Here is a 21,707-nt window from a genome sequence, read left to right on the forward strand (position 1 = left end):
CTAGCGCCGCAGCAGCGTCGCCAGCGATACCCCCAGCACCGAAAGCAGCGCCAAGGCCGCCACCGGCATCAGCACCGCCAGGGGCGCGCGTTCGACATAGGGCAGCATATCGGCCAGAACGAGCCCCCATTCCGGTGCCGGAGGTCTGGCCCCCAGCCCCAGAAAGCCCAAAGCCGCCAGCGCCAGCGCGATCCCCGGCAGGCGCAGCATCGCGTGGCGCGTCACGGGGGCCAGCACCTCGGGCAGGATCGAGCGCGGGATCAGCCGCAGCGGCCCCACCCCCAGCACCGGCGCGATGGCGATATGCGGCTTGGCGCGCGCCTCGGCCACCAGCGCCGCCGTATGCGCCGCAAGCGGGGCCCAGGCAACGGCGCTCACCGCCACCAGCGCGCCCATCGCGCTTGGCCCCATCGCCGCCACGGTGACCAGCGCGGCCATTGTGGGCGGCGTGGCCTTGGTGACCTCGATCAGGCCGATGCTCAGGCGCGGCACCATCCCCATGAGAAGCCCCAGACACAGCGCGATCCCTGTCGCCAGAACCGCCATGCCGATGGTCGAGAACGCCCCATGCGCGATGCGCGCCAGCACGTCGCGGCCCAGCCCGTCCGCCCCCAGCGGCAGCGCGGGGCCAGGGGCCTGCAGCCGCAGATACTGCGCGCTGAACGGATCGCGCGGCAGCCCCCAAAGCACCAGCCCCGCCAGCAGCAGGACCACCAGCAGCGGCACCAGCCACAGGCGCCGGTCGGGAGGCGCGCTTTGCGGCGGGGTGACCGGCAGCGCCCCCAGCGTCAGCGCCCGCCCCAGCAGCGCCACGCGGATCAGGTTGGCCAGAATGCCGATGGCCAGCGCATTGAGCAGCAAAAGCAGCAGACCGGCCTGCAAGGCGGGCAGATCCTGCGCCGAGGCCGCCCCCAGCACCGCCCGCCCCAGCCCCGGAATGGAAAACACCTTTTCGACAGCGATCGCCCCTCCGGTCATCGCCACCATGATCATGCCGATCTGCGGCATCAGCGCCGGAAGGCTGCGGCGCAGCACCGCCCGCGCGATCCGCGCGCGGCTGATCCCCGCACAGGCCCAGCTGGCAATCCATGCCTCGTGGAAACTGGCCGCAAGCGCCTGCCCCAGCAACCGCCCCAGCAGACCGCCCCCCGGCAGCCCCAAGGCCAGCGCCGGCAGCACCACATGCGACCACCCCTGCCAGCCATAGGGCGGAAACCAGCCCAGCCAGACCGAGAACACCACCAGAAACAGCGCCGAGAGCATGAATTCGGGCAGCGCGGTCAGGGTGGCGGCCAGCACGCCCGCGGTCTGTGTCGGGCGCCCGTGAAGGCCCCGCAACAGCACCGGCAGCGCGATCAGCCCCGCACAGCACAGTGCCACGCCGAAGGCCGCCGCCATCAGCGTCCATGACACCGCAAGCGCCCCCAGCATCCCCTCCAGCACGGGCGCGCCCGAGATCCACGACACCCCCCAATCGCCGCGCACCAGCCCCGCCAGCCACTGGCCCAGATGCACCCAGGGCCCGTCGGCCAGACCCAGCTGGGCACGGATCGCGGCCAGCGCCTCGGGGGTGGGGGGCTGCTCGCCCATCCGCGCCCGCAGCAGGCTCGCCGCCGGATCGCGCCCCGAGATCCACGGCAGCATCCCCACCAGCCCCATCACCGCACAAAGCGTCCCCGCACGCGACAGCGCGGGGAGCATCGCCCGCCCCCTGCCGGTCATTCGAGCAGCGTCGTCTGCTCGGTGATCAGCTGGCGCTCGCGCGGGTCGCGGATCGCCCCCGACACCGTGGCCGCCTCGCCCTGAATCACCCGTTCATGCAGCAACGGCACCGCCGCCCCCGTCGCCAGAATGGCGCGCTCTGCCGCGATGATCGCCGCCTGACGCGCCGGCCCCGGATCGGTGGCGGCGGCCCGTTCCAGCGCGGCATCGACACCGGCATCGCAAAGCTGGGCGATATTGAACGAACCCGCACAGGAGAAATCGCTGACCATATAGGACACAGGATCACCGGAATCGAGCACGGTCGCCCGCGACAGGATGAACAGGTCGAACCTGCCCGCCAGCATATCGGCCTCGATATGGGCATATTCGCGCACATCCTGCTTGACGACAAACCCCGCCCGCGTCAGCGATTGCGCCACCAGAACGGCCACTTCGGGCAGCTCGGCGCGGTCGGTGAAGGTGCCCAGCACGATCGTCTCGCCCGCCGGTGCACGGGCGGCAGGATAGGCCACCGGCTGGCGCAGCCCCTCGGCCCAGGGCAGGGCCGGACCCAGAAGGCCCTTGGCGATATCGGCGCGCCCCTCATAGACGGTGCGCACAAGCGCGGCAGGGTCCAGCGCCGTGCGCAGCGCCGCACGCAGCGCCGGATCGGCCAGCGGCCCACGGGCGGTATTGACGTAAAGCGTGTTGGTGCGGGGCATCGGGACTTCGTGGATCAGCGCCGGATCGACCAGAGCCGCCTGCGACACCGGCACCGCCTCGACCACATCCGCCGCCCCCGTGCGCAGCGCCGCGCCGCGCGCGGTGCCATCCCCGACATAATCGGCATCGATCCCCGCCAGCCGCGCAGGCGTCCCCCAATAGCCGTCGAACCGGTCCAGATGGGCGCTGCTGACGCCGTTGATTTCGGTCAGCACGAAGGGGCCGGTACCGGCCCGCGTCGGCACCACCGTGCCATCGGCATGATAGGCGCGCGCGGCCAGAATGGCCAGTTGCGGGCTGGACAGGCGGTTGGGCAGCAGCGGGTCATCCTTGGCGGTGGTGACAATGACCCCCCCGCCCTCGGCCCGCACGCCCAGATCCACCCCGTCCAGAATGCGCGGGCGCGGCACGGCGGCAGTGGCGGCCTGCAACGCGGCGGCCACTCGCTCCGGCGTCAGAGCGGTCCCATCGTGGAATGTCACCCCCTGCCGGATGGCAAAGCGCCATGTCCGCGCATCCAGCCGCGTCCAGCCGGTGGCCAGAAGCGGCTGCGGCGTGCCCTCGGCATCCAGCCGCACCAGCGTTTCGGCGGTGGACCAGCGCGACAGTTTGAACGCGTCATCCGACAGGGGGTTCAACCCCGAGCGCGGCGGTTGCAGATGCGCAATATGGATGCGCCGGTCCCCCGCCTGCGCGTGCGGCGCGAGAAGGGCAAGTGCCAGCCCCGCGATCAGGGCTCTGCTCAGCAGTCTCATTGGAAAATCCTTGGGAAGAGGCCGCAGCTATCATTGGCGGCGCGGCATTGAGAAGACGGCGGGTTTGCGGGTGATGGGGGGCGGCCAGAAGGGCCGCCAGCGGGCGGTCCTCGACCAGGGCGCCCGCCTCCATCACCATGACGCGGCGGCATAGCGTGGCCACCACGGACAGATCATGCGACACCATCACCAGCCCCATGCCCTGCTCGGCACAAAGCCCGCGCAAAAGCGCGGCCACCTGCGCGCGGATGGTCATGTCAAGGCCGCTGACCGGCTCGTCGGCCAGCAGGACCTGCGGCCTGAGCACGATGGCACGGGCAATCGCCACCCGCTGCGCCTGCCCGCCCGACAGCTCGTGCGGGCGGCGCGCCAGATAGCGGTGATCCAGCCCCACGCTTTCCAGCGCCTCGGTGGCGCGGGCCAGGGGCGCGGTCTCGCCGGTCAGCCTGCGCAGCGGCTCCATCACGATCTGCGCCACGCTCAGGCGCGGCTCCAGCGAGGCCACCGGATCCTGCGGCACATATTGCACCGCCCGCCGATACCAGCCAAGCGCGCGCACGGACCCCGCCCGCAGCCGCCGCCCCTGAAAACGGATGCAGCCCTGCGCGCGCGGCTCCAGCGCCAGAAGGCAGCGCAGCAGGCTGGATTTGCCGCTGCCCGACGCCCCGACAAGCCCCACGGTCTCGCCCGCCGCGATGGTGAAGGACAGATCGCGCAGGACCTGCTGCACCGCATGGCCGGCAAACAGACGACGCGCCGGATAGGCCAGCCGCAGGGACTCCACCGTGTAAAGGCTCATGCGAAGAGCCTTTCGCAGGCGATCCCGCACTGTCTGGCCGAGGCGATCAGCGCCTGACTGGCCGGATGGCGGGGATGCGACAGCAGCGCCCGCATCGGCGCGGCCTCGACAATCCGGCCCCCGGCAATCACCCGCGCCTCGTCGCACAGATGGGCCGCCGCATGCAGGTCATGGGTGATAAACAGCAGCGCCGGTCCCTGCGGCCCCTGACAGATCGCGCGCAGAAGCGTCAGGATCTGCGCCTGCGTGACCACATCAAGCGCCGAGGTCGGCTCGTCGGCGATGATCACCCGCGCGCGCGCGGCCAGCGCCATCGCCAGACAGACCCGCTGGCGCTGCCCCCCCGACAGCTCGGGCGGGCAGCGCGACAGCAGCGCCCCCCCGCCCTCCAGCCCGACCCGCGCCAGCAGATCCAGCGCCGCCGCCCTGATCCGGCGGCGACAGGGCCGCGGCCCCTGCGCGCGCGCCTGACGGCGCAGCGGCTGTTCGATCTGGTAGCCGATCGTGGCCAGCGGGTTCAGCGCGGCCAGAGTGTCCTGCATCACCATCGCGGGCCGCGCCTGCAACGGACGGGCCAGAACCGGCGCATGGGTCACCTCCTGCCCCGCCACATGGATGCCCCCCGTCAGGCGCGCGCCCTCCGGCAAAAGCCCCAGCGCCGCCCGCGCGGTCATCGATTTCCCCGAGCCCGACAGCCCCAGAAGCGCGATCCGCTGCCCCGCCCGCATCCGCAGGTCGAGCCCGTTCAGAACGGGCTGATGGCGCAGCGTCAGGTGCAGATCGCTCAGGCACAGCACATCGGGGGGCATCGGATCGGGCGGCGTGAGGGCAAGAGGCGGGGGGTCAAGAGGCATGGGAGGGAGCAGTCCGGCTGTTTTGACCGGATATATTATAACATATCAGCCTCGGTCAATGCCGCTTTCGTGATCAAGGCACCGCAATACCGGCCCCGATCTATTGACTAGGCTGAATGGGTTTCATGCGCGCCAAGGATCTGCCCGCGCAGATAGCTGACCGCGCGCGACAGCCGCCCCGTGCGGGTGGCCAGCTCGATCCCCGCCGTGTAATCATCGTCATGCACCGGCAGCGCCCGCAGCCGCCCCGCCGCCACCATCGGGGCTGCGGCATGGTCGGGCAACAGCCCCAGATAGGCCCCCGACAGCACCAGCAGAAGCTGGGCCTCGATCTCGTAGACGATGCGGTCCGCCTCGATGCGCTGGAAGCTCTGCTGCCGCCGCCCGCTCCAGTAGCCGCGATGCACCCAAGGCGCGGCATAGGCCAGATCGCGGGTGATCTCGGTATCGGGGCGCGCAAAAAGCGGATGCGCCGCCCCGCAGTAAAGCCGGTGCGCCTCGCGGTAGAGCGGATGGTAATGCAGCGCCCCCAAACGGTTGTCAAAGCTGCCGATTCCGATGTCCAGCTCGTTGGATGACAGCGCGGCGCTGATCGCGCCAGGCCGCAGGATCTGGAGCGCGATCTCGATCATCGGCGCCTCACGGGCCACCTGCGCCAAAGCCTCGGGCAGGCGGCAATTCACGTCGCTTGCGACACAATCGACAATCGCGATGCGCACGCTGCCGGCCAAGCTGCCACGCAACTGGCTGAGCCGGTGGGACTGCTGGTCCAGCCCGCCCAGCACCTCGAGCGCGATCTGGTGCACGATGCGCCCCTTTTCGGTCAGCGCAAAGCCCCGCCGCCCCCTTTCGCACAGCACCACCCCCAGACGCTGCTCCAGCGCGGTCAGGTGGTTGGAGATCGTGGGCTGGCTCAGCGACAGCTCCATCTGCGCGGCAGACAGCCCGTTATGGCGCACGACAGAGTCGAACACGCGGAAGAGATGCAGATCGGAACCGGATATTTTCATAGATACATTTGTTGCGGCAAATGTATCTATTGGCAAGTCGCGATGGGAGAACAGCCCGCGCTTTGTCACATAAAGCCCACGCCCTGCCGCGCCCGCCAATCGACACCCCGCCCCTGACCGACACGAGGACCCCATGCCCTGCCCCGCCGCTCTGGCCGATACCCGCTTCCACCCGTTCTGGCTTGACCGCCCCGATATGCCCGAGGCCCTGCCGCCCCTCAGCGGCGTCAGACGCGCCGATCTCGTGGTGGTGGGCGGCGGGTTCACGGGGCTCTGGGCGGCCATTCAGGCCCGCGAGACCGACCCCGACTGCCATGTCATCCTGATCGAGGCCTGCCGGATCGCCAGCGGCGCGTCGGGCCGGCCGGGGGGGATCGTGTCGACCTCGGTCATGCATGGTCTGGGCAATGCCGCACGGATCTTTCCTGCCGACATCTCGCGGCTGGAAACGCTGGGGCAGGACAATATCGCGGGGTTTTCGGCAACCCTTGCCCGCCATGCCATCGAGGCCGATCTGGAATGGACCGGCGAGATGACCGTGGCCGTCAGCCCCGAGGGGCTGCCGCTGTTGCGCCACGAATACGACCTGCATCGCAGATATGGCCATCAGGTCAGCCTGCTGGACGGGCCGCAGACCCGCGCGCAGATCCACTCGCCGCTTTTTCAGGGCGCGCTCTGGTCGCATCGCGACAGCGGCACGGTGCATCCGGCGCGGCTGGCATGGGGGCTGTTGCGCGCGGCGCGGGAACTGGGCGTGGAGATCTACGAGACCACACCGATGACCGCGCTGGAAGAGCGGGGGTCGCAGCTGGAGATCCGGCTGCCGCAGGGCCTGATCCGCGCGCCAAAGGTGCTGCTGGCCACCAATGCCTTTGCGGCGGGACATCCGCGCATCCGTCGGCGGGTGGCCATGCTGCGCGACCGCATCGTGACGACAGAGCCGCTGAGCGCCGCGCAGAAAGACGCGCTTGGCTGGGCCGGACGGCAGGGGATCTATGACACCCGCACGCAGCTCAATTACATGCGCCTCACCCCCGATGACCGCCTTCTGTTCGGCGGGCGGCTTGGCTATTACCATAACAGCCCGCGCGACCCGCAGCCCGACCGGACCGCTACGCCCTATGTGCCGCTGGCCGCCGCTTTCTTTGCCACATTTCCACAGCTTGAGGGAATCCGCTTTTCCCATGCATGGAGCGGCCCCATCGCGCTGACCACCCGTATGGCGGTGCATTTCCAAAGCTATTTCGGCGGCAAGGCGCTTTATGCGGGGGGCTATTCGGGCTTTGGCATCACCGCCAGCCGCTTCGGGGCGCGGGTCGGTCTGGCACGGCTTCGGGGGCAGGACCTGCCCGAGACACGGATGGATTTCGCCGCCACGGAACCGCGCTGGATCCCGCCCGAGCCGCTGCGGACGCTGGGGGCGGCGCTGACCATGCGCGCGCTCGACGGGGCCGATAGCAAGGGCGGCTGGCGTAGACCGTGGCTGAAGCTGTGCGGGCGGATGGGCTTTCCGCTGTCGTGAGGGTCGCGCACAACTAGGCCGCACACGCCGCGGGCGATCGCTACGCGCGGGGCCTGCCGACCGGCGCGGGGATCAGGGCGTGGACCAGCGTGGCTCCGGCCTCGTAATAGGCCCCGAGCGTCTTGCAGAACGGCTCGGTATAGCAGGCCCGCGGCGGCAGGGGCAGCGCATCGGGGCGCTGCTCCAGCAGGGCTTCGGCACAGGCCGCACCAAACACCGTTCCGGGCACGATACCGCGCCCCGAATAGCCGAAAACCGCATAGCCCTGCGGCCCGCATTCGACGATTTTCGGGATATGGTCGCGCGTCATGGCAATATCGCCCTGCCACTGATGGACGAAGGGCAGATCGGCCAGCGCCGGATAGAGGTGGCGCAGCTTGCGCCTTGCCCAACTGGCATGGATCCGCGCCCCCGCGCCCGAGGCATCGCACATCCCCCCGAGGATCAGCCGACCGGCCTGATCCATCCGGATCGAGGTCATCACCAGCGCGGTATCCCAGCAGCCCTCGCCCCCGGCCAACACCCGAGCGCGCAGCTCCGGCGGCAGCGGCTGCGTGGCGAACTGGCTGTAGCGGACCTTGACATAGCGCGGCGCGGGCAGGCCCGAAAGCCCGTGATGATAGGCATTGGTCGCCACCAGCAGCGCCTTGGCCGTGACCCGATGGCCATTGGCCACAACCTGCCAGCCCCCCGCATCGCGGCTCACCGATGTGACGGCGCTATGCGCATGGATCCGCGCGCCCGCCGCCTGTGCCGCCCGCGCCAGCCCCGTGCAATAGGCCCGCGGTTGCACCGTGCCCGCGCGCGGGTCCAGCAGCGCGCCGTGAAAGCCCGCGCTGCCGGTGCGGGCGCGGGTCTCCTGCGCCCCCAGCAATTCCAGCGGCGCACCGATCGCCCTGCCCTGCCGCAGGCGGCTTTGCAGATCGCGTAGCCCTGCGGGCGCATGGGCCAGATGCAGCGTGCCGTTGCGGGTGGCCTCGCAGTCGATCCCATGCGTCTCGATCCGCTCGAACACCGCGGCGGGGCCCGCGCCCAGAACCTGTAGCAACCGCCCGCCCGCCTCGGCCCCCAGCGCCTTCACCACCGCTTCGGGCGGCAGCCAGAGACCGGCATTCACAAGCCCCACATTGCGCCCCGACCCGCCATGCGCAAGGGTCTTCGCCTCGAGCACCACCACCGAGGCCCCGCGCCCCGCCGCCTCCAGCGCCGCCGAACAGCCGGTAAAGCCCGCCCCGATCACCACCAGATCGGCCCGAAGATCCTGCGCCAGCGGCGGGCAGGTGACCCTTTCGCGACAGGAGGTCGTCCACAGGTTCGTCTCGGCACGCATCTGATGCTCTCCTTTGCTTTTGCGGCGCTTGGGCCGGTTGCGCTGGCAGGGGCGGACATCCGACGGGCGCAGACATCCGACGGGCGCAGAGTTTCATAAATCTCCACACAGGGGGCCCTGCCCCGATCCGGCAAAGCCCTGACGATCCGCGGTAGAAACCCCCTGCCTGTAAGGCTATAGTCCCTGAAGGATACGCCGCATTTTCGCGCCACGAAAAGCGAGTTAAACTCACCATGATTGGAGTTTTTCGTCTATGTCGACCCAAAGACGCTTCCTGCCCTCGATCAGTTGCCTGCGCGCGCTGGAAGCCGTGGACCGGCTTGGCTCGGCGGTGGCCGCCGCCGAGGATCTGGCGCTGACGCCCTCGGCGGTGAGCCGCCAGTTGAAAGTGCTGGAAGAGCAGATGGGCGTCACGCTGCTGGTGCGCGATGGCAAGGGGCTGAAACTGACCGCCTCCGGCGAACGCTACGCGCATTCGATCCGTGCCACGCTCGATGATCTGGCGCAATCGAGCCTGCGCCTGAAGGCGGGCGGCGAAAGCAACAGCCTCAATATCGCCCTGCCCACCACCTTCGGCCTGCACTGGATGTGGCCGCGCATCGCGCGGTTCCTGCGCCACCATCCGCAGATCCTGATCAACCAGAGCACGCGGCTGGCGCGGGTCGATTTCGCGCGCGAGAAATTCGATATGGCGGTGTATTTCGGCATTCAGGACTGGCCGGGGGTGGCGTATCTGCCGCTGGCCTATGACCGGCTCGTGCCGGTGGCCGCCCCGGCCCTTGCACCGGCAGACCCCACCGAGGTCGCGGCGCTGCTGAACGTGCCGCTGCTGCATCTGGAAAGCCGCCCCGGCGCGTGGGAGACATGGTTCGAGCGTCAGGCCGTCAGCCCCGGCCATTTGCACGGCATGCTGTTCGACCAGTTCCTCAGCCTGCAGGCCGCCGCCGTGGCGGGCTTCGGCGCGGCCCTTCTGCCCGAGTTTCTGGCCCGCCCCGAGATCGCCAGCGGCAGGCTGGTGCAGCTTGGCCCCGCACAGCCCGATCCGCCAAACGATCAGGAGGGCGATGCGATGTATTATCTGGTCTGGCCGCGCGACCATGACCCCGACCCCGCGCTGGCGCGGTTTCTGGACTGGTTCCGGCAGGAATCGGAGGTGCTCGACTGAGCGCCCGAACGCGCTCTGCCGGACCTGATGGCCCGGCAGCACCCCCACGATCGGAAGGCCGCAGCGCCCGAAGGCCTAGCCGATATCGAAGACAACCCCCTGCGCCAGCGGCAGGTCTTTCGAGTAGTTGATGGTATTGGTGGCGCGGCGCATATAGGCCCGCCACGCATCCGAACCGGATTCGCGCCCGCCGCCGGTTTCCTTCTCGCCCCCGAAGGCGCCGCCGATCTCGGCCCCCGATGTGCCGATATTGACATTGGCGATGCCGCAATCCGAGCCACGCGCCGACAGGAAGGTCTCCATCTCGCGCAGATCGGTGGTGAAAATCGCCGAGGACAGCCCGCCCCCCACATCATTATGCGCCTCCAGCACCGCGTCGAAATCGCTGTATTTCATCACATAGAGGATCGGGGCGAAGGTCTCGCGTTTGACGGGGCCTGCCTGCGCGGGCATCTCGACCAGCGCGGGCTTGACGTAATAGGCGGTGTCGGGGCCGACGCTTTCGCGGGTGCCGCCATGCACCACACCGCCCAGATCGCGGGCTTCGGCCAAAGCGCCAAGCATGCTGTCATAGGCGCGCTGGTCGATCAGCGGCCCGACAAGGGCGGTGCTTTCCAGCGGGTTGCCGACGCTGACCGAGGCATAGGCCTTTTTCAGCGCGGGCACGAGCTGGTCATAGATGCTTTCATGCACGAACAGCCGGCGCAGGGTGGTGCAGCGCTGGCCCGCCGTGCCCATCGCCCCGAAGGCGATGGCGCGCAGGGCCATATCCAGATCCGCCGAAGGGCAGACGATGCCCGCATTATTGCCGCCAAGTTCAAGGATGCACTTGCCAAAGCGCGCCGCCACTTTCGGGCCGACGGTCCGGCCCATGCGGGTCGATCCGGTGGCCGAGATCAGGGCGACCTTCTCGTGCTCCACCAGCACCTCCCCCAGCTCCGGCCCGCCAATCAGCACCTGGGACAGCCCCTCGGGGGCCTGCGCGCCAAACCGCGCCAGAGCCCGCTCGAACACCGCCTGACAGGCCAGCGCCGTCAGCGGCGTCTTTTCCGAGGGCTTCCAGATGACCGGATCGCCGCAGACCAGCGCAAGCGCGGTGTTCCAGCACCACGGCGCACAGGGGAAGTTGAAGGCGGTGATCACCCCCACCACCCCCAGCGGATGCCATGTTTCCATCATCCGGTGACCGGCGCGCTCGGTGGCGATGGTCAGCCCGTAAAGCTGGCGCGACAGGCCGACGGCGAAATCGCAGATATCGATCATCTCCTGCACTTCGCCCAACCCCTCCGAGGGCGATTTCCCCGCCTCGATCGAGACCATCCGGCCCAGATCCTCCTTGGCCTTGCGCAGCTCCTCGCCATAGAGCCGCACCAGCTCGCCACGGCGCGGACCGGGCACCAGACGCCATTGGCGGAAGGCCGCCTGTGCCTTGTCCACCATCGCCTGCGCCTCGGCCACGCTATGGGGTTTCAGCGAGGCCACGGCCGTGCCCGTCACCGGCGACAGCACGGTCATGTCTCCGGCCTCGAGGCCGCTGGTCACGCCACAGGCGGCCATCGTGTCACGGGTGACGGTAGAGAGGGGTTTGCTCAGCATGATCGGTCCTTTCATGATCGGGAGCGGCCCGCGCAGCGCCCTGTGGGGCGGTCTTTTCGGGGCCGTGTTGTGGGGGCCATGTTGTAGAGGGAGGCGGGGCCGCGGGTGGCCCGCATCCTGCCAGCGGGGTCAGTCCGGCCCTGCGTCCCGCGCAGGCGGGCGGGCGGCGGGCGGATGGGGGCTTTGCGCCAATGCGGCCCGTGCGCGCGCCAGAGAGGCGGCCTCGGCCTCGGCATAAAGCTGGTGCAGGTCGATGACCGGCGCGCCCAGATCGGCCTCGAAACGGGCGCGGTTGGGATTGGCCTCGAAAGTCTGCGCCGCGCTATCGCCCAGATTGGACTGGAAGATCCCCGCCGCCGAGACCGGCAGGAAATCCTCGTAGGTGATCGGATCGGCGCGCAGCACCCCCGCCGCCACCAGCTCGGCAGCCGGTCGCGTGAGATCGGTCTGGGCAGCAAGGCCGGTGGGCGTATAGCGGAAATAGCCCAGCCCCTGCAGGCGCAGACTGTCCAGATCGTCGGGGAAAGCGGCGAAAACCTCACTGAGCGTGGCAAGATACTGCGCCGCATTCGAGCCATCGGCCTTGGGGGTGACGCGGGCGCGGGTCTCGGCCAGCAGCCGGTCATACAGCGCCTGCCCCTTGCTGGTCAGCGCCAGACCCCGCTGCTCGATCTCGCCGAAACGGGCGGTATGGCGGCCCCGGCTCATGCCCTCCGGCGCCTGCCCTTCCGGCGTCTTCCCGTCCTGCGCCACGCCCTCCGGCGCCAGAAACGCCACCGGCTCCTCCAGCGCCTTGAACGAGGTCTGGCGCAGCAGGATCGGCACGCGGCGCGCGGGCGGGCCCTCGATCACCGCCTTGGGGGTGATGCCTTCGTCCGGCATCCGCGCCTGCACCGCATCGATATCCAGCGTGCGCGGCGTCAGGTGGTTGATATGCGGCCCCCTGAACGCCACCACATCGGCCACCAGCCGGTGTGCCTCATGCAGGCGGTGATAGAGACCGGCGGTGACATTGGCCTCTTCATGCCAGCGGAAGGTCTCCAGCGCCTCGGTGACAAACTGCCGCGCCTCGGCCGCCGTCAGCCCGCCCTCGGCCTCGGCCCGCGCGATCAGGGCCAGACAGTCGGGCGTGAAAATCCGGCGCTGCGCCAGAATATCGGCCGCCGCCTCGCGCAGCGCCACATCCGCGATCAGCTCCAGCCGCAGCAGCGAGGTGAACACGCGGAACGGATTATGCGCCAGCGCCGCCGGATCGACAGGGCGGAAGGCCGTGGAATGGACCGGCACCCCCGCCACCGACAGGTCGTAATAGCCCACCGGCACCATGCCCATCACCGCAAACAGGCGGCGCATCGTGGCCAGCTCGGCGGCGGTGCCCAGACGGATCGCGCCATGACGCTCCTCGGTGATGCGCGCCAGCTCGCCGGTGGTGGCAAGGCGGGCGGCAAGGGCGGCATCCCCCGCCAGCGCCTGCGCATTCACCGTCTCGACCAGCGTGACCAGCGTGCCATAGGCGGGCACCTCGGCGCGATACATCGCCGACATGGCGCGGGCGAACCGCGCGCGGATCTCGTCGGGGGGGGTATGGGTCCGGGTCATCGCCTTGCTCCGCTTTCGGTTCGGGTCTTGCCGTGGTGGTTTTGCTGCGGTGGTCTTGCCGCGTTGGGCCCCACCCTAGCCGCCTTTCTCGCGCGCGCCCAACAAGGGTTCGGACTACCCCCATTCCGGATCCGCATGGCAAAGCCGCAGGCCCGTATAGCCCTCCGCGCCCCCTCCCCCAAACAACCGGCCCCAAACAACCGGCCAATACCACAGGACAGCGGCGGCAGAATCTGCTAGGCCGGACCGCGCAACCACAAGGAAGACCGGCCCCTATGCTCGCGCGTCGCAACCTGCCCGATATGAAGATGCTGCAAACCTTCGAAAGTGCGGCACGGCATGGCAATTTCACCCGCGCCGCCGAGGAACTGTCGCTGACCCAAAGCGCGGTCAGCCGCCAGATCCGCGAGCTGGAGACGCAGATCGGCTTCGACCTGTTCGAGCGCATGCCCGGCAAGGTGGCCGCCACCCCCGAGGGCCAGCGCTTCCTGCACGCGGTCGAGCGGCTGCTGAAAATGGCCGAAAGCACGATGCGCCATGCGCAGTCGATCCCGCCGGGCCGCCGCATGCTGGCCATCAACGCCCTGCCCACCTTTGCCGAGCGCTGGTTGCTGCCACGGCTTGGCACCTATCTTGCCGCCCATCCCGACACCACCGTCGATGTCACCACGCGGCGCGATATTTTCGATTTCGCCGCCACCCAATGCGATCTGGCGATCCATTACGGCCAGCCGCTCTGGCCCGGGGCGGTCTGCACCTATCTGTGCAGCGAGATCGTGCTGCCGGTGGCGGGGGGCGCGCTGCGCCAGAACCGCCCTGTTTGCGTGGCCGATCTGGTCGCAGCCCCCAAGCTGCATCTGAACGACCGCCCGACGCTCTGGGCGGACTGGTTCGCCACCGCCGGCCTGACCCCGCCCACGGTCAGGGAGGGGCATTGGTTCGACCAGTTCTCGCTGACCATCGAGGCCGCCAAAGCCGGTCTGGGCTATGCGCTTTTGCCGCGCTATCTGGTAGAGGCCGAGCTGGCGACAGGCGCGTTGCAGGTGGTGCTGGATCTGCCGCATTCGACCGAACAGGCCTATTACATCGTCACACCGGAAGGGCGCGGCGCGGCGGTCGAGGCGTTCCGGTCGTGGTTGCTGACGCAGGTCAGCTTCCGCCCGCTCGCCCGCTAGACCCGCGCCCGCAGACCTTCGCACCGCCACACCCTCGCACGGCCACACCTTCGCACCGCCAGACCTTCGCACCGCCAGACCTTTCGGCACCGCAGGGCAAGACGCGGGCGGCCCTGCGCCTAGTGTGCCGCGAACGGGTTCATCCTGTTGGCCGGACCGCCCGCTTTCAGCGCCTGTTCTCCGCCTGCCATCTCTTTGGACCTATCCCCCAGATCCGAGCCGGCCTCATGCGGGTGGCGCACCACCGCCCCCCATTGCGGATGTCCTGCCGCGGCACGCCGTAAACGCGGGGTGCAATTTATCTTGACGTCAAGCTTCCGGCAATTTATCTCGACGTCAAGATGAATCGCCGGACGGGCAGGCGCCCCCGTCCCGCCAGCCTTCCCCAAAGGAGATCCCTATGAAACTACTCGTGCTTGGTGCCAGCGGAATGGTCGGGCAATGCTATCTGAACGAGGCGCTTGCGCGCGGGCATCAGGTGACCGCCTGCGCCCGCAATCCGGCGGCGCTGGCCCCTTTGCCGCCGCAGGTCGCAGCCGCAGCCCTTGATGTGCTGGCCGCGCCAGAGACTCTGGCCGCGCTGATGGCCGCGCATGATGCGACCCTCTCCGCCCTGCGCCCCGCCGAAGGCTCGGAAGCGGCGCTGGTGCCGATGACACGCACCGTTCTGCAGGCCGCGCAGGCGGCGGACCGGCGCGCCTATATCACCGGCGGGGCGGCGTCGCTTCTGCTGGCCGATGACAGCGGGCATACCGTGCTGAGCGCCCCGGATTTCCTGCCCGAGGCGGTGCGCCCGATCGCCACGGCCTGCGCGGCGCAGGACAGGCTGCTGGACACATATCCGCAGGCCGACTGGATCTGCCTGCGTCCGGCGGCCCTGCTGCTGGAGGCGGCGCGGACGGGCCGCTATGCCTTGGGCCGCGACCGGCTTGTGACCCGAAGCGACGGGCGGTCCGCGATTTCCTATGCGGATTTCGCCGTGGCGATGCTGGATCTGGTCGAACTGGCCCCCCGCCCGCGCCAGAAACTGACGGTCGGCTGGTAAGCCGCCCTCAGGCGGGGGCCGCGCGCAATTCCTGCAACAGTCTGGCCACAAGGGTGGCGGCGGGCAGCGCACGGGCAAGGGGCGCGCCCTGCCCCGCCCAATAGGCCCCGAACCCCGAGACCCCGCGGGCGCTGGCCGCAGCATGCAGGGCCTTGCCCGCATCATAGGCCAGCGGATAGGCCGCAGGCCGCTGCCCCGCCAGAGGCCGCGCCAGATCTGAAAAGCGGTTGGCCAGCACCCGCGCCGGTCGCCCCGAAATCAGGTCGGTCAGCACGGTATGGGCGGTTCCGGTCTCGCAGGCGGGGGGCTCGCAGGCGGCCCCCCCTTCTCTGACGGCCTCAAGCGCCGCCCGATAGGCGGGGTCCGCCGCCGATTCCGGACAGCCGATAAAGGCCGTGCCAAGCTGTGCGGCCACCGCCCCAAGGCGCAGCGCCGCCCCGATCCCCGCCCCGTCCATAATGCCGCCTGCCGCAATCACCGGCACATCGCAATGGCGCACGCACAGGCGGGTCAGCGCCAATGTGCCAAGCCCCTCATCCGCGCGCTCGGGGGCGAACACCCCGCGATGCCCGCCCGCCTCGATCCCCTGCGCGACAATCATATCGATGCCCGCCGCCGCGATCTGTCGGGCCTCGGCAAGACTGGTCGCACTGGCCAGCAGCACGATCCCCGCCGCCCTCAGCGCCGCGATCACGGGGGCGGGCGGCAGGCCGAAATGCAGGCTGACCACCGCAGGCTTTTCCTCCAGCACCATCGCCAGCATCTGCGGATCCTCGGCAAAGCTGCGATACAGCCTGCGCAGGCGGACCGGCGGGGCCGCCCCGAATTGCGCGAAATAGGGGCGCAGCGCGTCACACCATGCGGCCTCGCGCGCCGGATCGGGCACAGGCGGGCGATGGGCGAAGAAATTCACGTTGAACGGCGCCTGCGTGCGCGCCCGCAGCGCATGGATCATCGCCCGCGCCTCCTGCACATCGCAAGCCCCCAGCCCGAGCGCGCCAAGCCCGCCCGCATTCGACACCGCCGCCGCCAGCGCGGGCGTGGACACCCCCGCCATCGGCGCCTGCAGCACAGGATGGGAAATCCCCAGCCGCGCCAGAGCCTCGGTCCGTTCCATTCGCGCCTCCCTCCCGCGCGCCCGTTCCGAACCACCGGAGGGCCGAAACACCGGAGGGCCGGAAGGGGCGCGTTTTTTGTTCATATATCAGGAATCATATTTTACTTTCGTTTTGTATTAGAGAATACTACCCGCGCATTGACAAGGGGGAGACCGCAATGGATCTGGCCGCGCTCGACATTTTCCGCACCACGGCTGCCGAACAGAGCGTGACGCGCGCCGCCACCCGTCTGGGGCGCGCGCCCTCCAATATCAGCACCCGCATCCAGCAGCTTGAAAGCGATCTGGGGGTGGCGCTTTTCGACCGCGACGGCAAGCGGATGGGCCTGACCGAGCAGGGGCGCCTCTTTCTGACCTATGCCGAGCAGATCCTCGGGCTTGCGCAGGAGGCCCGCCAGCAGCTGCATCCCGACAGCCCGAGCGGGCGGCTGCGGCTGGGGGCGATGGAGGCCGCGCTGGCCAGCCGTCTGGCCGCGCCGCTGGCGGCATTTGCCAGCGCGTGGCCGGACGTGGCGCTGGAAATCTCGGCCGCGCCAAGCGCGCCCCTGCTGGCGGCGCTGCGCGCGAACCGCATGGATTGCGCGCTGGTGGCGGCCCCGCCCGAAGGCTGGGGGCCGATGCAGGATCTCGATCTCTGCCCGCTCTACCGCGAGGATCTGCGGCTGCTGCTGCCGCCCGATCACCCGCCGGTGCAAAGCGCGCAGGATCTGCGGCTTGACCGTCTGGCCGCCTTCGCGCAGGGCTGTAGCTATCGTCGCTATGGCGAGGACTGGCTGCATCAGGCAGGGCGCAGGGCGCAGGTGCAGGAGGTGGGCTCGTATCACCTGATGTATGCCTGCACGGTCGCCGGAAGCTGCCTGTCGGTGATGCCGCAATCGGTGGCCGGTCTGCTGGGCCATCTGGGGCCGGTGAACAGCCTTGCGCTGGGGCCGGTCGAGACCTGTCTGGCCAGCCGCAAGGGCTATGCCACCGCCGCCTTCCGGGCGTGGCGCGGGCAGCTTCTGGAGACCGCCCAACCTGCAAACCCGCGCCCTCTGCCCTGAGCGCGCCCGCGGCCCCGGCCCCCACCCAGCCTGCCGCCAATGGACGCCACCCGACGCCACTGAACGCTGGCGGCAAAAGCCGTCACTCCGCGCGCCATGACGCTGATCGAACCCCACCGTTTCCTACCCGCAGAGGTAGGCCACCGCACCAAGATCACCCTTCCGGGCGAGGGACAGGGCGCGCCGCGCTTCCAGAGCCTGAACCTGCGGGTTTGCGCGGGCACGACCCTGCGCCTGTGCGGCCCGAGCGGTGCCGGAAAAACCAGCCTGCTGCGGGTGATCGCGGGGCTGTCCGTCCCGAAGGGCACAAGGCTTACCGGCTGGAGATGGCCCGTTATGCGACAATGCGCGCGCCGAGCCTGTCAAAGGGGCAGGCGCAGCGCGCAGCCCTGATCCGCGCGCGGCCTATGCGCCCCGATCTGCTGCGGCTTGGCGGGGGCGCATGATTGCCCGCCCGAGCGGCCCTTTGCAGGATAGAGGAGAGGCGGTTCAGGGTGCCACAACAGGCGCCACAACGGGCGCGACGGCGGGCGCCACAACAGGTGCGGGCGTCTCGATCCGGGTGATCAGCCCCTGATCCATGATCGCGATCCGGTCCGCCAGCGCATCGGCCTCGGCGCGGTCATGGGTGACCATGATCGCCCCCACACCGGCGCGGCGCTGCAAGGCGCGCACCTGATCGCGCAGCGCCACCCGCACCTCGGCATCCAGCGCGCTGAACGGCTCGTCCATCAGCAGAAGCTGCGGACGCGGGGCCAGCGCCCGCGCCATCGCCACCCGCTGGCGCTGACCGCCCGACAGCTGGGCCGGATAGCGCGCGCCCAGATCGGGCAGTTCGATCATCTCCAGCAACTCGCGCACCCGCATGGCGATCTCGGCGCGCGACGGCCCGTTCTTCATGACCCGCAGCCCGAAGCCGATATTCTCCGCCACCGTCATATGGCGGAACAGCGCATAGCTCTGGAACACCATGCCGAAATGGCGCTGGCCCGCAGGCAGCCGCGTGATATCCCGCCCGTCCATCACCAGCCGCCCCGCATCGGCATGCGCAAGCCCCGCCACGATATTGAGAAGGCTGGTCTTGCCCGAGCCGGACGGGCCCAGCAGGGCGATGAACTCGCCCTTCTGCAGGCTCAGGGAGACGCCCCTGAGCACCTCTGTCCCGCCGAAGGATTTGCGGATATCGTGAATGTCGAAGCTCATGAATGTGCCCTCCTCGGGCCGAAACGTTCCAGCAGGCCGCGCAGCGCCAGCGTCACCAGCGCCAGCCCCGTCAGCACCGTCGCCGCCGCAAACGCGCCGGTCGCGTTATAGTCGTTATAGAGAAGCTCGATCTGCAGCGGCAGGGTCATCGTCTCGCCACGGATCGCCCCCGAGACCACGCTGACCGCGCCGAATTCCCCCATCGCCCGCGCCATTGTCAGCACGGTGCCATAGGCCAGCCCCCACGAGATATTGGGCAGCACGACGAAGCGGAAGATCTGCCAGCCATTCGCGCCCAGCGTCAGCGCGGCCTTTTCCTCGTCCTCGCCCGTCACCATCAGCACCGGAAGGATCTCGCGCATCACGAAAGGCGAGGTCACGAAAAGCGACACCAGCACGATGCCGGTGAGGTTGAACATCAGCTGCACCCCCAAGGGCTCCAGCAGCGCGCCCACCGGACCATAGGCGCCATAGATCAACAGAAAGCACAGCCCCGCCACGATCGGCGAGACGGCAAAGGGCATCTCGATCAACACCAGCAGGATGCGCCGCCCCGGAAAACGGTAGCGCGCGATGGCCCATGCGCTGGCCACCCCGAAGACGATATTGAGCGGCAGCACGATCAGCGCGGCCACCACCGTCAGCCGGATCGCGGCCAGCGTCTCGGGGTCGAGGATCGCGGCCACATACCGGCCCCAGCCCTCGGCAAAGGCGCGGTAGAAGATGGCGGCCACCGGCAGGCCCACCATCGCGGCCAGAAACAGCATCGCCACGGCGATCAGAAAACGACGTGCCACGGATCAGCCCTCCACGCGCAGATAGGATTGCAGACGGGTCTGGGCGATATTGATCACCGCCAGCAGCACCAGCGACACCGCCAGCAGCGTGCCCGCAATCGCCGCCGCTGCCGGATAATCGAACTCGTCAAGCCGGATCAGGATCAGCAGCGAGGCGATCTCGGTCTTGTAGGGCAGGTTTCCGGCGATAAAGATCACCGCGCCGAACTCCCCCAGCGAACGCACGAAAGACAGCCCCGTGCCGGTCAGGATCGCGGGCAGAAGCGGGCGCAGCGCCACCAGCCGGAACCGCTGCCACGGGCTTGCGCCCAGCGTCAGGGCGGCGGCGTCCTCGGCGGGGTCCAGCTCTTCGATGGCGGGCTGGATGGCGCGCACGGCAAAGGGGATCGAGGTGAAGATCATCGCAATCACGATGCCCCACCACGTATAGGCCACCTGCAGGCCCATCCTGTCGAGCACCCCGCCAACCCAGCCGGATTTGTCATAAAGCGCCACCAGCGCGATGCCCGCCACCGCCGTGGGCAGCGCGAAGGGCAGATCGACCAGCGCATCCATCACCCCCCTGCCCCGGAAGCGGTAGCGCGTCAGCACCCATGCCAGAAGCAGCCCGAAGACCGCATTGACCGCCGTCGCGGCGGCGGCGGCCGTAAAGGTCACCCGCAGCGCGGTCAGCACACGCTCCGAGCCCATGACCTGCAGATAATCGGCAGGGCCGAGCTTGCCGAGATTCCACAACAGCCCGCTGACCGGCAGCAGCACGATCAGGCACAAAAACAGCACCGAAACCCCCAGCGAAAGCGAGAATCCGGGCAGGATATGGGGGGCAGACCGGCTTCGGGGGGCAGAACGGGCGCGCAGCATCGCAGACCTTTCAGAGGGATAAAGCGTATGGGGGGGGGCACAGCGTAAGGGGGGCACAGCGCCCAAGGGCAAAGCCCCGCCCCTGCAAGATGCACGGGCGGGGCCTATCGGGCAGGATCAGCGGCGCATCAGCCGGTCAAGCGTGCCGCCATCCCCGAACTGGGTCTTCTGGGCCTCGTCCCAGCTACCGAAGACATCCTCGACCTTGATCAGCCGCACCTCGGGGAATTTATCCGCCGTTTCCCGAACCACCTCAGGGTCATGGACGCGGTTGTTGAACGAGGCAATGATCCGCTGGGCCTCGGGCGAATAAAGGAAGTTCAGATAGGCCTCCGACACATCGGTGGTGCCTTTTTCCTCGGCCACCTTGCGCACCAGCGCCACGGGAAACTCTGCCAGCAGCGACACTTTCGGCACCACGCGCTCATAGGCACCGGGGGCTTCGGCGGCGCGGATATTCTCGACCTCCGCCTCGAAGGTGATCAGCACATCGCCCAGACCGCGCTCGACAAAGCTGGTGGTGGCCCCGCGCCCGCCGGTATCGAAAACCACGACGTTTTTCAGCATCTTGCGCACGAAATCCTGCGCCGCCGCATCATCGCCGTTGAATTTGTCCAGCGCATAGGCATAGGCGGCCAGATAGGTATAGCGCCCGTTTCCGGAGGTTTTGGGATTGGGGAAGACGATCTTCACATCGTCGCGCACCAGATCATCCCAGTCCTTGATGCCCTTGGGATTGCCCCCGCGCACCAGAAAGGCGGGCAGCGAGTAATAGGGCGAGGCGTTATTGGGCAGGGCCTGCTGCCAGTCCTTGTCGACAAAGCCCCGATCGGCCAGCACCTGCACATCGGTCACCTGATTGAAGGTCACCAGATCGGCCTTCAGGCCCTGCAAGATGGCGCGGGCCTGTTTGGAGGAACCGGCATGGCTTTGCTTGACCTCGAGGCTTTCGCCATGCGTGTCCTGCCATTGCTTGATGAACACGGGATCGAGCGCGGCATAGAGTTCGCGCGCGATATCATAAGAGACATTGAGAATTTCGCGGTCTTGCGCCGCAGCGGGGCTGACAAAGCCGCAAAGCACAAGCGTCAGGGCCGCAAGGCCACGCGGAACAGCGCGCAGGGAACGCGCGCCAAAGACTTTCGGCAGGATCATATCGGGCTCCAACTCGCAGAAGGGTGAATGCCGCCTATAAAAAGATTTTCCCGAATTAACGCAAGTTATGCCGCGTATATAAGGAAAATCACCCGATATGGATCATAAACCGCGCCATATGTTCCGCGTCAGGCAAAGCAATCGAAACGGAATCTCGCGCGGGGCATCGCGGCTCGCAGGCCGGTCACAGGCGCGTGCGGGCCTTTGCGGCCCTCCCCTGCCGTCTTCCTCCCTGCCACCTGCATCCTGCCGCA

The 21,707-nt window shown here is 68.7% G+C and carries 18 protein-coding genes and 1 pseudogene; 6 read left to right on the forward strand and 13 right to left on the reverse strand.

The genetic code is table 11. The annotated features are described in order from the left end of the window. The 5 genes from AC2ISB_RS18150 to AC2ISB_RS18170 all read right to left on the reverse strand — a co-directional run bounded on the left by AC2ISB_RS18150 (window position 1) and on the right by AC2ISB_RS18170 (window position 5,845). Window positions 1-1,701 carry an ABC transporter permease subunit gene (locus AC2ISB_RS18150; protein ID WP_486577308.1) on the reverse strand — a complete coding sequence of 567 codons (1,701 nt, stop codon included), beginning with the start codon at window positions 1,699-1,701 and terminating at the stop codon, window positions 1-3. A gap of 17 nt (window positions 1,702-1,718) precedes the next feature. After that, window positions 1,719-3,065, reverse strand: a complete 1,347-nt coding sequence (locus AC2ISB_RS18155) for an ABC transporter substrate-binding protein (protein WP_486577360.1) — start codon at window positions 3,063-3,065, stop codon at window positions 1,719-1,721. Then, complete coding sequence (locus tag AC2ISB_RS18160; protein WP_486577309.1) at window positions 3,046-3,981, reverse strand: ATP-binding cassette domain-containing protein; 936 nt, start codon at window positions 3,979-3,981, stop codon at window positions 3,046-3,048. The genes AC2ISB_RS18155 and AC2ISB_RS18160 overlap by 20 nt, the downstream gene beginning before the upstream one ends. Next, window positions 3,978-4,835 (reverse strand): ATP-binding cassette domain-containing protein, encoded by an 858-nt coding sequence (locus AC2ISB_RS18165; RefSeq protein ID WP_486577310.1) that lies wholly within the window; start codon window positions 4,833-4,835, stop codon window positions 3,978-3,980. The genes AC2ISB_RS18160 and AC2ISB_RS18165 overlap by 4 nt, the downstream gene beginning before the upstream one ends. Before the next feature lie 107 nt (window positions 4,836-4,942). Next, window positions 4,943-5,845, reverse strand: coding sequence for a LysR family transcriptional regulator (locus AC2ISB_RS18170; RefSeq protein WP_486577311.1), 903 nt, complete (start codon window positions 5,843-5,845; stop codon window positions 4,943-4,945). A gap of 133 nt (window positions 5,846-5,978) precedes the next feature. On the opposite strand from AC2ISB_RS18170, the gene AC2ISB_RS18175 reads away from it, so the two are divergent. Further along, window positions 5,979-7,367 (forward strand): NAD(P)/FAD-dependent oxidoreductase, encoded by a 1,389-nt coding sequence (locus AC2ISB_RS18175; RefSeq protein WP_330628268.1) that lies wholly within the window; start codon window positions 5,979-5,981, stop codon window positions 7,365-7,367. 40 nt (window positions 7,368-7,407) lie between these two features. Here AC2ISB_RS18175 and AC2ISB_RS18180 read toward each other — a convergent pair whose 3' ends face one another. Then, a complete protein-coding gene (locus AC2ISB_RS18180) occupies window positions 7,408-8,697 on the reverse strand; it encodes an NAD(P)/FAD-dependent oxidoreductase (RefSeq protein WP_486577312.1) in 1,290 nt (429 codons plus the stop codon). 253 nt (window positions 8,698-8,950) lie between these two features. On the opposite strand from AC2ISB_RS18180, the gene AC2ISB_RS18185 reads away from it, so the two are divergent. Further along, window positions 8,951-9,862 carry a LysR substrate-binding domain-containing protein gene (locus tag AC2ISB_RS18185; protein WP_339110075.1) on the forward strand — a complete coding sequence of 304 codons (912 nt, stop codon included), beginning with the start codon at window positions 8,951-8,953 and terminating at the stop codon, window positions 9,860-9,862. Between the two features lie 75 nt (window positions 9,863-9,937). On the opposite strand, the gene amaB is transcribed toward AC2ISB_RS18185, so the two are convergent. Next, on the reverse strand, window positions 9,938-11,419 hold the full coding sequence (amaB, locus tag AC2ISB_RS18190; protein ID WP_486577361.1) for an L-piperidine-6-carboxylate dehydrogenase: 1,482 nt from the start codon (window positions 11,417-11,419) through the stop codon (window positions 9,938-9,940). 168 nt (window positions 11,420-11,587) lie between these two features. Then, complete coding sequence (gene hglS, locus AC2ISB_RS18195; protein ID WP_486577313.1) at window positions 11,588-13,057, reverse strand: 2-oxoadipate dioxygenase/decarboxylase HglS; 1,470 nt, start codon at window positions 13,055-13,057, stop codon at window positions 11,588-11,590. A 275-nt stretch (window positions 13,058-13,332) separates the two neighbouring features. Between hglS and AC2ISB_RS18200 the strand changes: the two genes are divergently transcribed. Both AC2ISB_RS18200 and AC2ISB_RS18205 read left to right on the forward strand, forming a co-directional pair. After that, window positions 13,333-14,232: a LysR family transcriptional regulator gene (locus AC2ISB_RS18200; protein WP_339110077.1), complete on the forward strand. Its 900-nt coding sequence runs from the start codon at window positions 13,333-13,335 to the stop codon at window positions 14,230-14,232. Between the two features lie 400 nt (window positions 14,233-14,632). Then, window positions 14,633-15,277 carry an NAD(P)-dependent oxidoreductase gene (locus AC2ISB_RS18205; protein WP_486577314.1) on the forward strand — a complete coding sequence of 215 codons (645 nt, stop codon included), beginning with the start codon at window positions 14,633-14,635 and terminating at the stop codon, window positions 15,275-15,277. A 7-nt stretch (window positions 15,278-15,284) separates the two neighbouring features. Here AC2ISB_RS18205 and AC2ISB_RS18210 read toward each other — a convergent pair whose 3' ends face one another. Beyond that, a complete protein-coding gene (locus AC2ISB_RS18210; RefSeq protein WP_486577315.1) occupies window positions 15,285-16,394 on the reverse strand; it encodes an NAD(P)H-dependent flavin oxidoreductase in 1,110 nt (369 codons plus the stop codon). 158 nt (window positions 16,395-16,552) lie between these two features. Here AC2ISB_RS18210 and AC2ISB_RS18215 point away from each other — a divergent pair, with 158 nt between their 5' ends. Further along, a complete protein-coding gene (locus tag AC2ISB_RS18215) occupies window positions 16,553-17,437 on the forward strand; it encodes a LysR family transcriptional regulator (protein ID WP_486577316.1) in 885 nt (294 codons plus the stop codon). A 96-nt stretch (window positions 17,438-17,533) separates the two neighbouring features. After that, window positions 17,534-17,728: pseudogene (locus tag AC2ISB_RS18220) on the forward strand (ATP-binding cassette domain-containing protein); the annotation flags it as partial. A gap of 198 nt (window positions 17,729-17,926) precedes the next feature. On the opposite strand, the gene AC2ISB_RS18225 reads toward AC2ISB_RS18220, so the two are convergent. The 4 genes from AC2ISB_RS18225 to cysP all read right to left on the reverse strand — a co-directional run bounded on the left by AC2ISB_RS18225 (window position 17,927) and on the right by cysP (window position 21,453). Beyond that, window positions 17,927-18,640, reverse strand: a complete 714-nt coding sequence (locus tag AC2ISB_RS18225) for an ABC transporter ATP-binding protein (protein ID WP_341485565.1) — start codon at window positions 18,638-18,640, stop codon at window positions 17,927-17,929. Beyond that, window positions 18,637-19,437 (reverse strand): sulfate ABC transporter permease subunit CysW, encoded by an 801-nt coding sequence (cysW, locus tag AC2ISB_RS18230; RefSeq protein WP_339110083.1) that lies wholly within the window; start codon window positions 19,435-19,437, stop codon window positions 18,637-18,639. Before cysW ends, AC2ISB_RS18225 begins: the two co-directional genes overlap by 4 nt. Window positions 19,438-19,440: 3 nt before the next feature. Continuing rightward, window positions 19,441-20,298, reverse strand: a complete 858-nt coding sequence (gene cysT / locus AC2ISB_RS18235; RefSeq protein ID WP_330628278.1) for a sulfate ABC transporter permease subunit CysT — start codon at window positions 20,296-20,298, stop codon at window positions 19,441-19,443. Window positions 20,299-20,415: 117 nt separating this feature from the next. Further along, complete coding sequence (gene cysP, locus AC2ISB_RS18240) at window positions 20,416-21,453, reverse strand: thiosulfate ABC transporter substrate-binding protein CysP (RefSeq protein WP_330628279.1); 1,038 nt, start codon at window positions 21,451-21,453, stop codon at window positions 20,416-20,418. Window positions 21,454-21,707: the final 254 nt, after the last annotated feature.

It is taken from the genome of Thioclava sp. NS-SX20, from assembly GCF_057380695.1.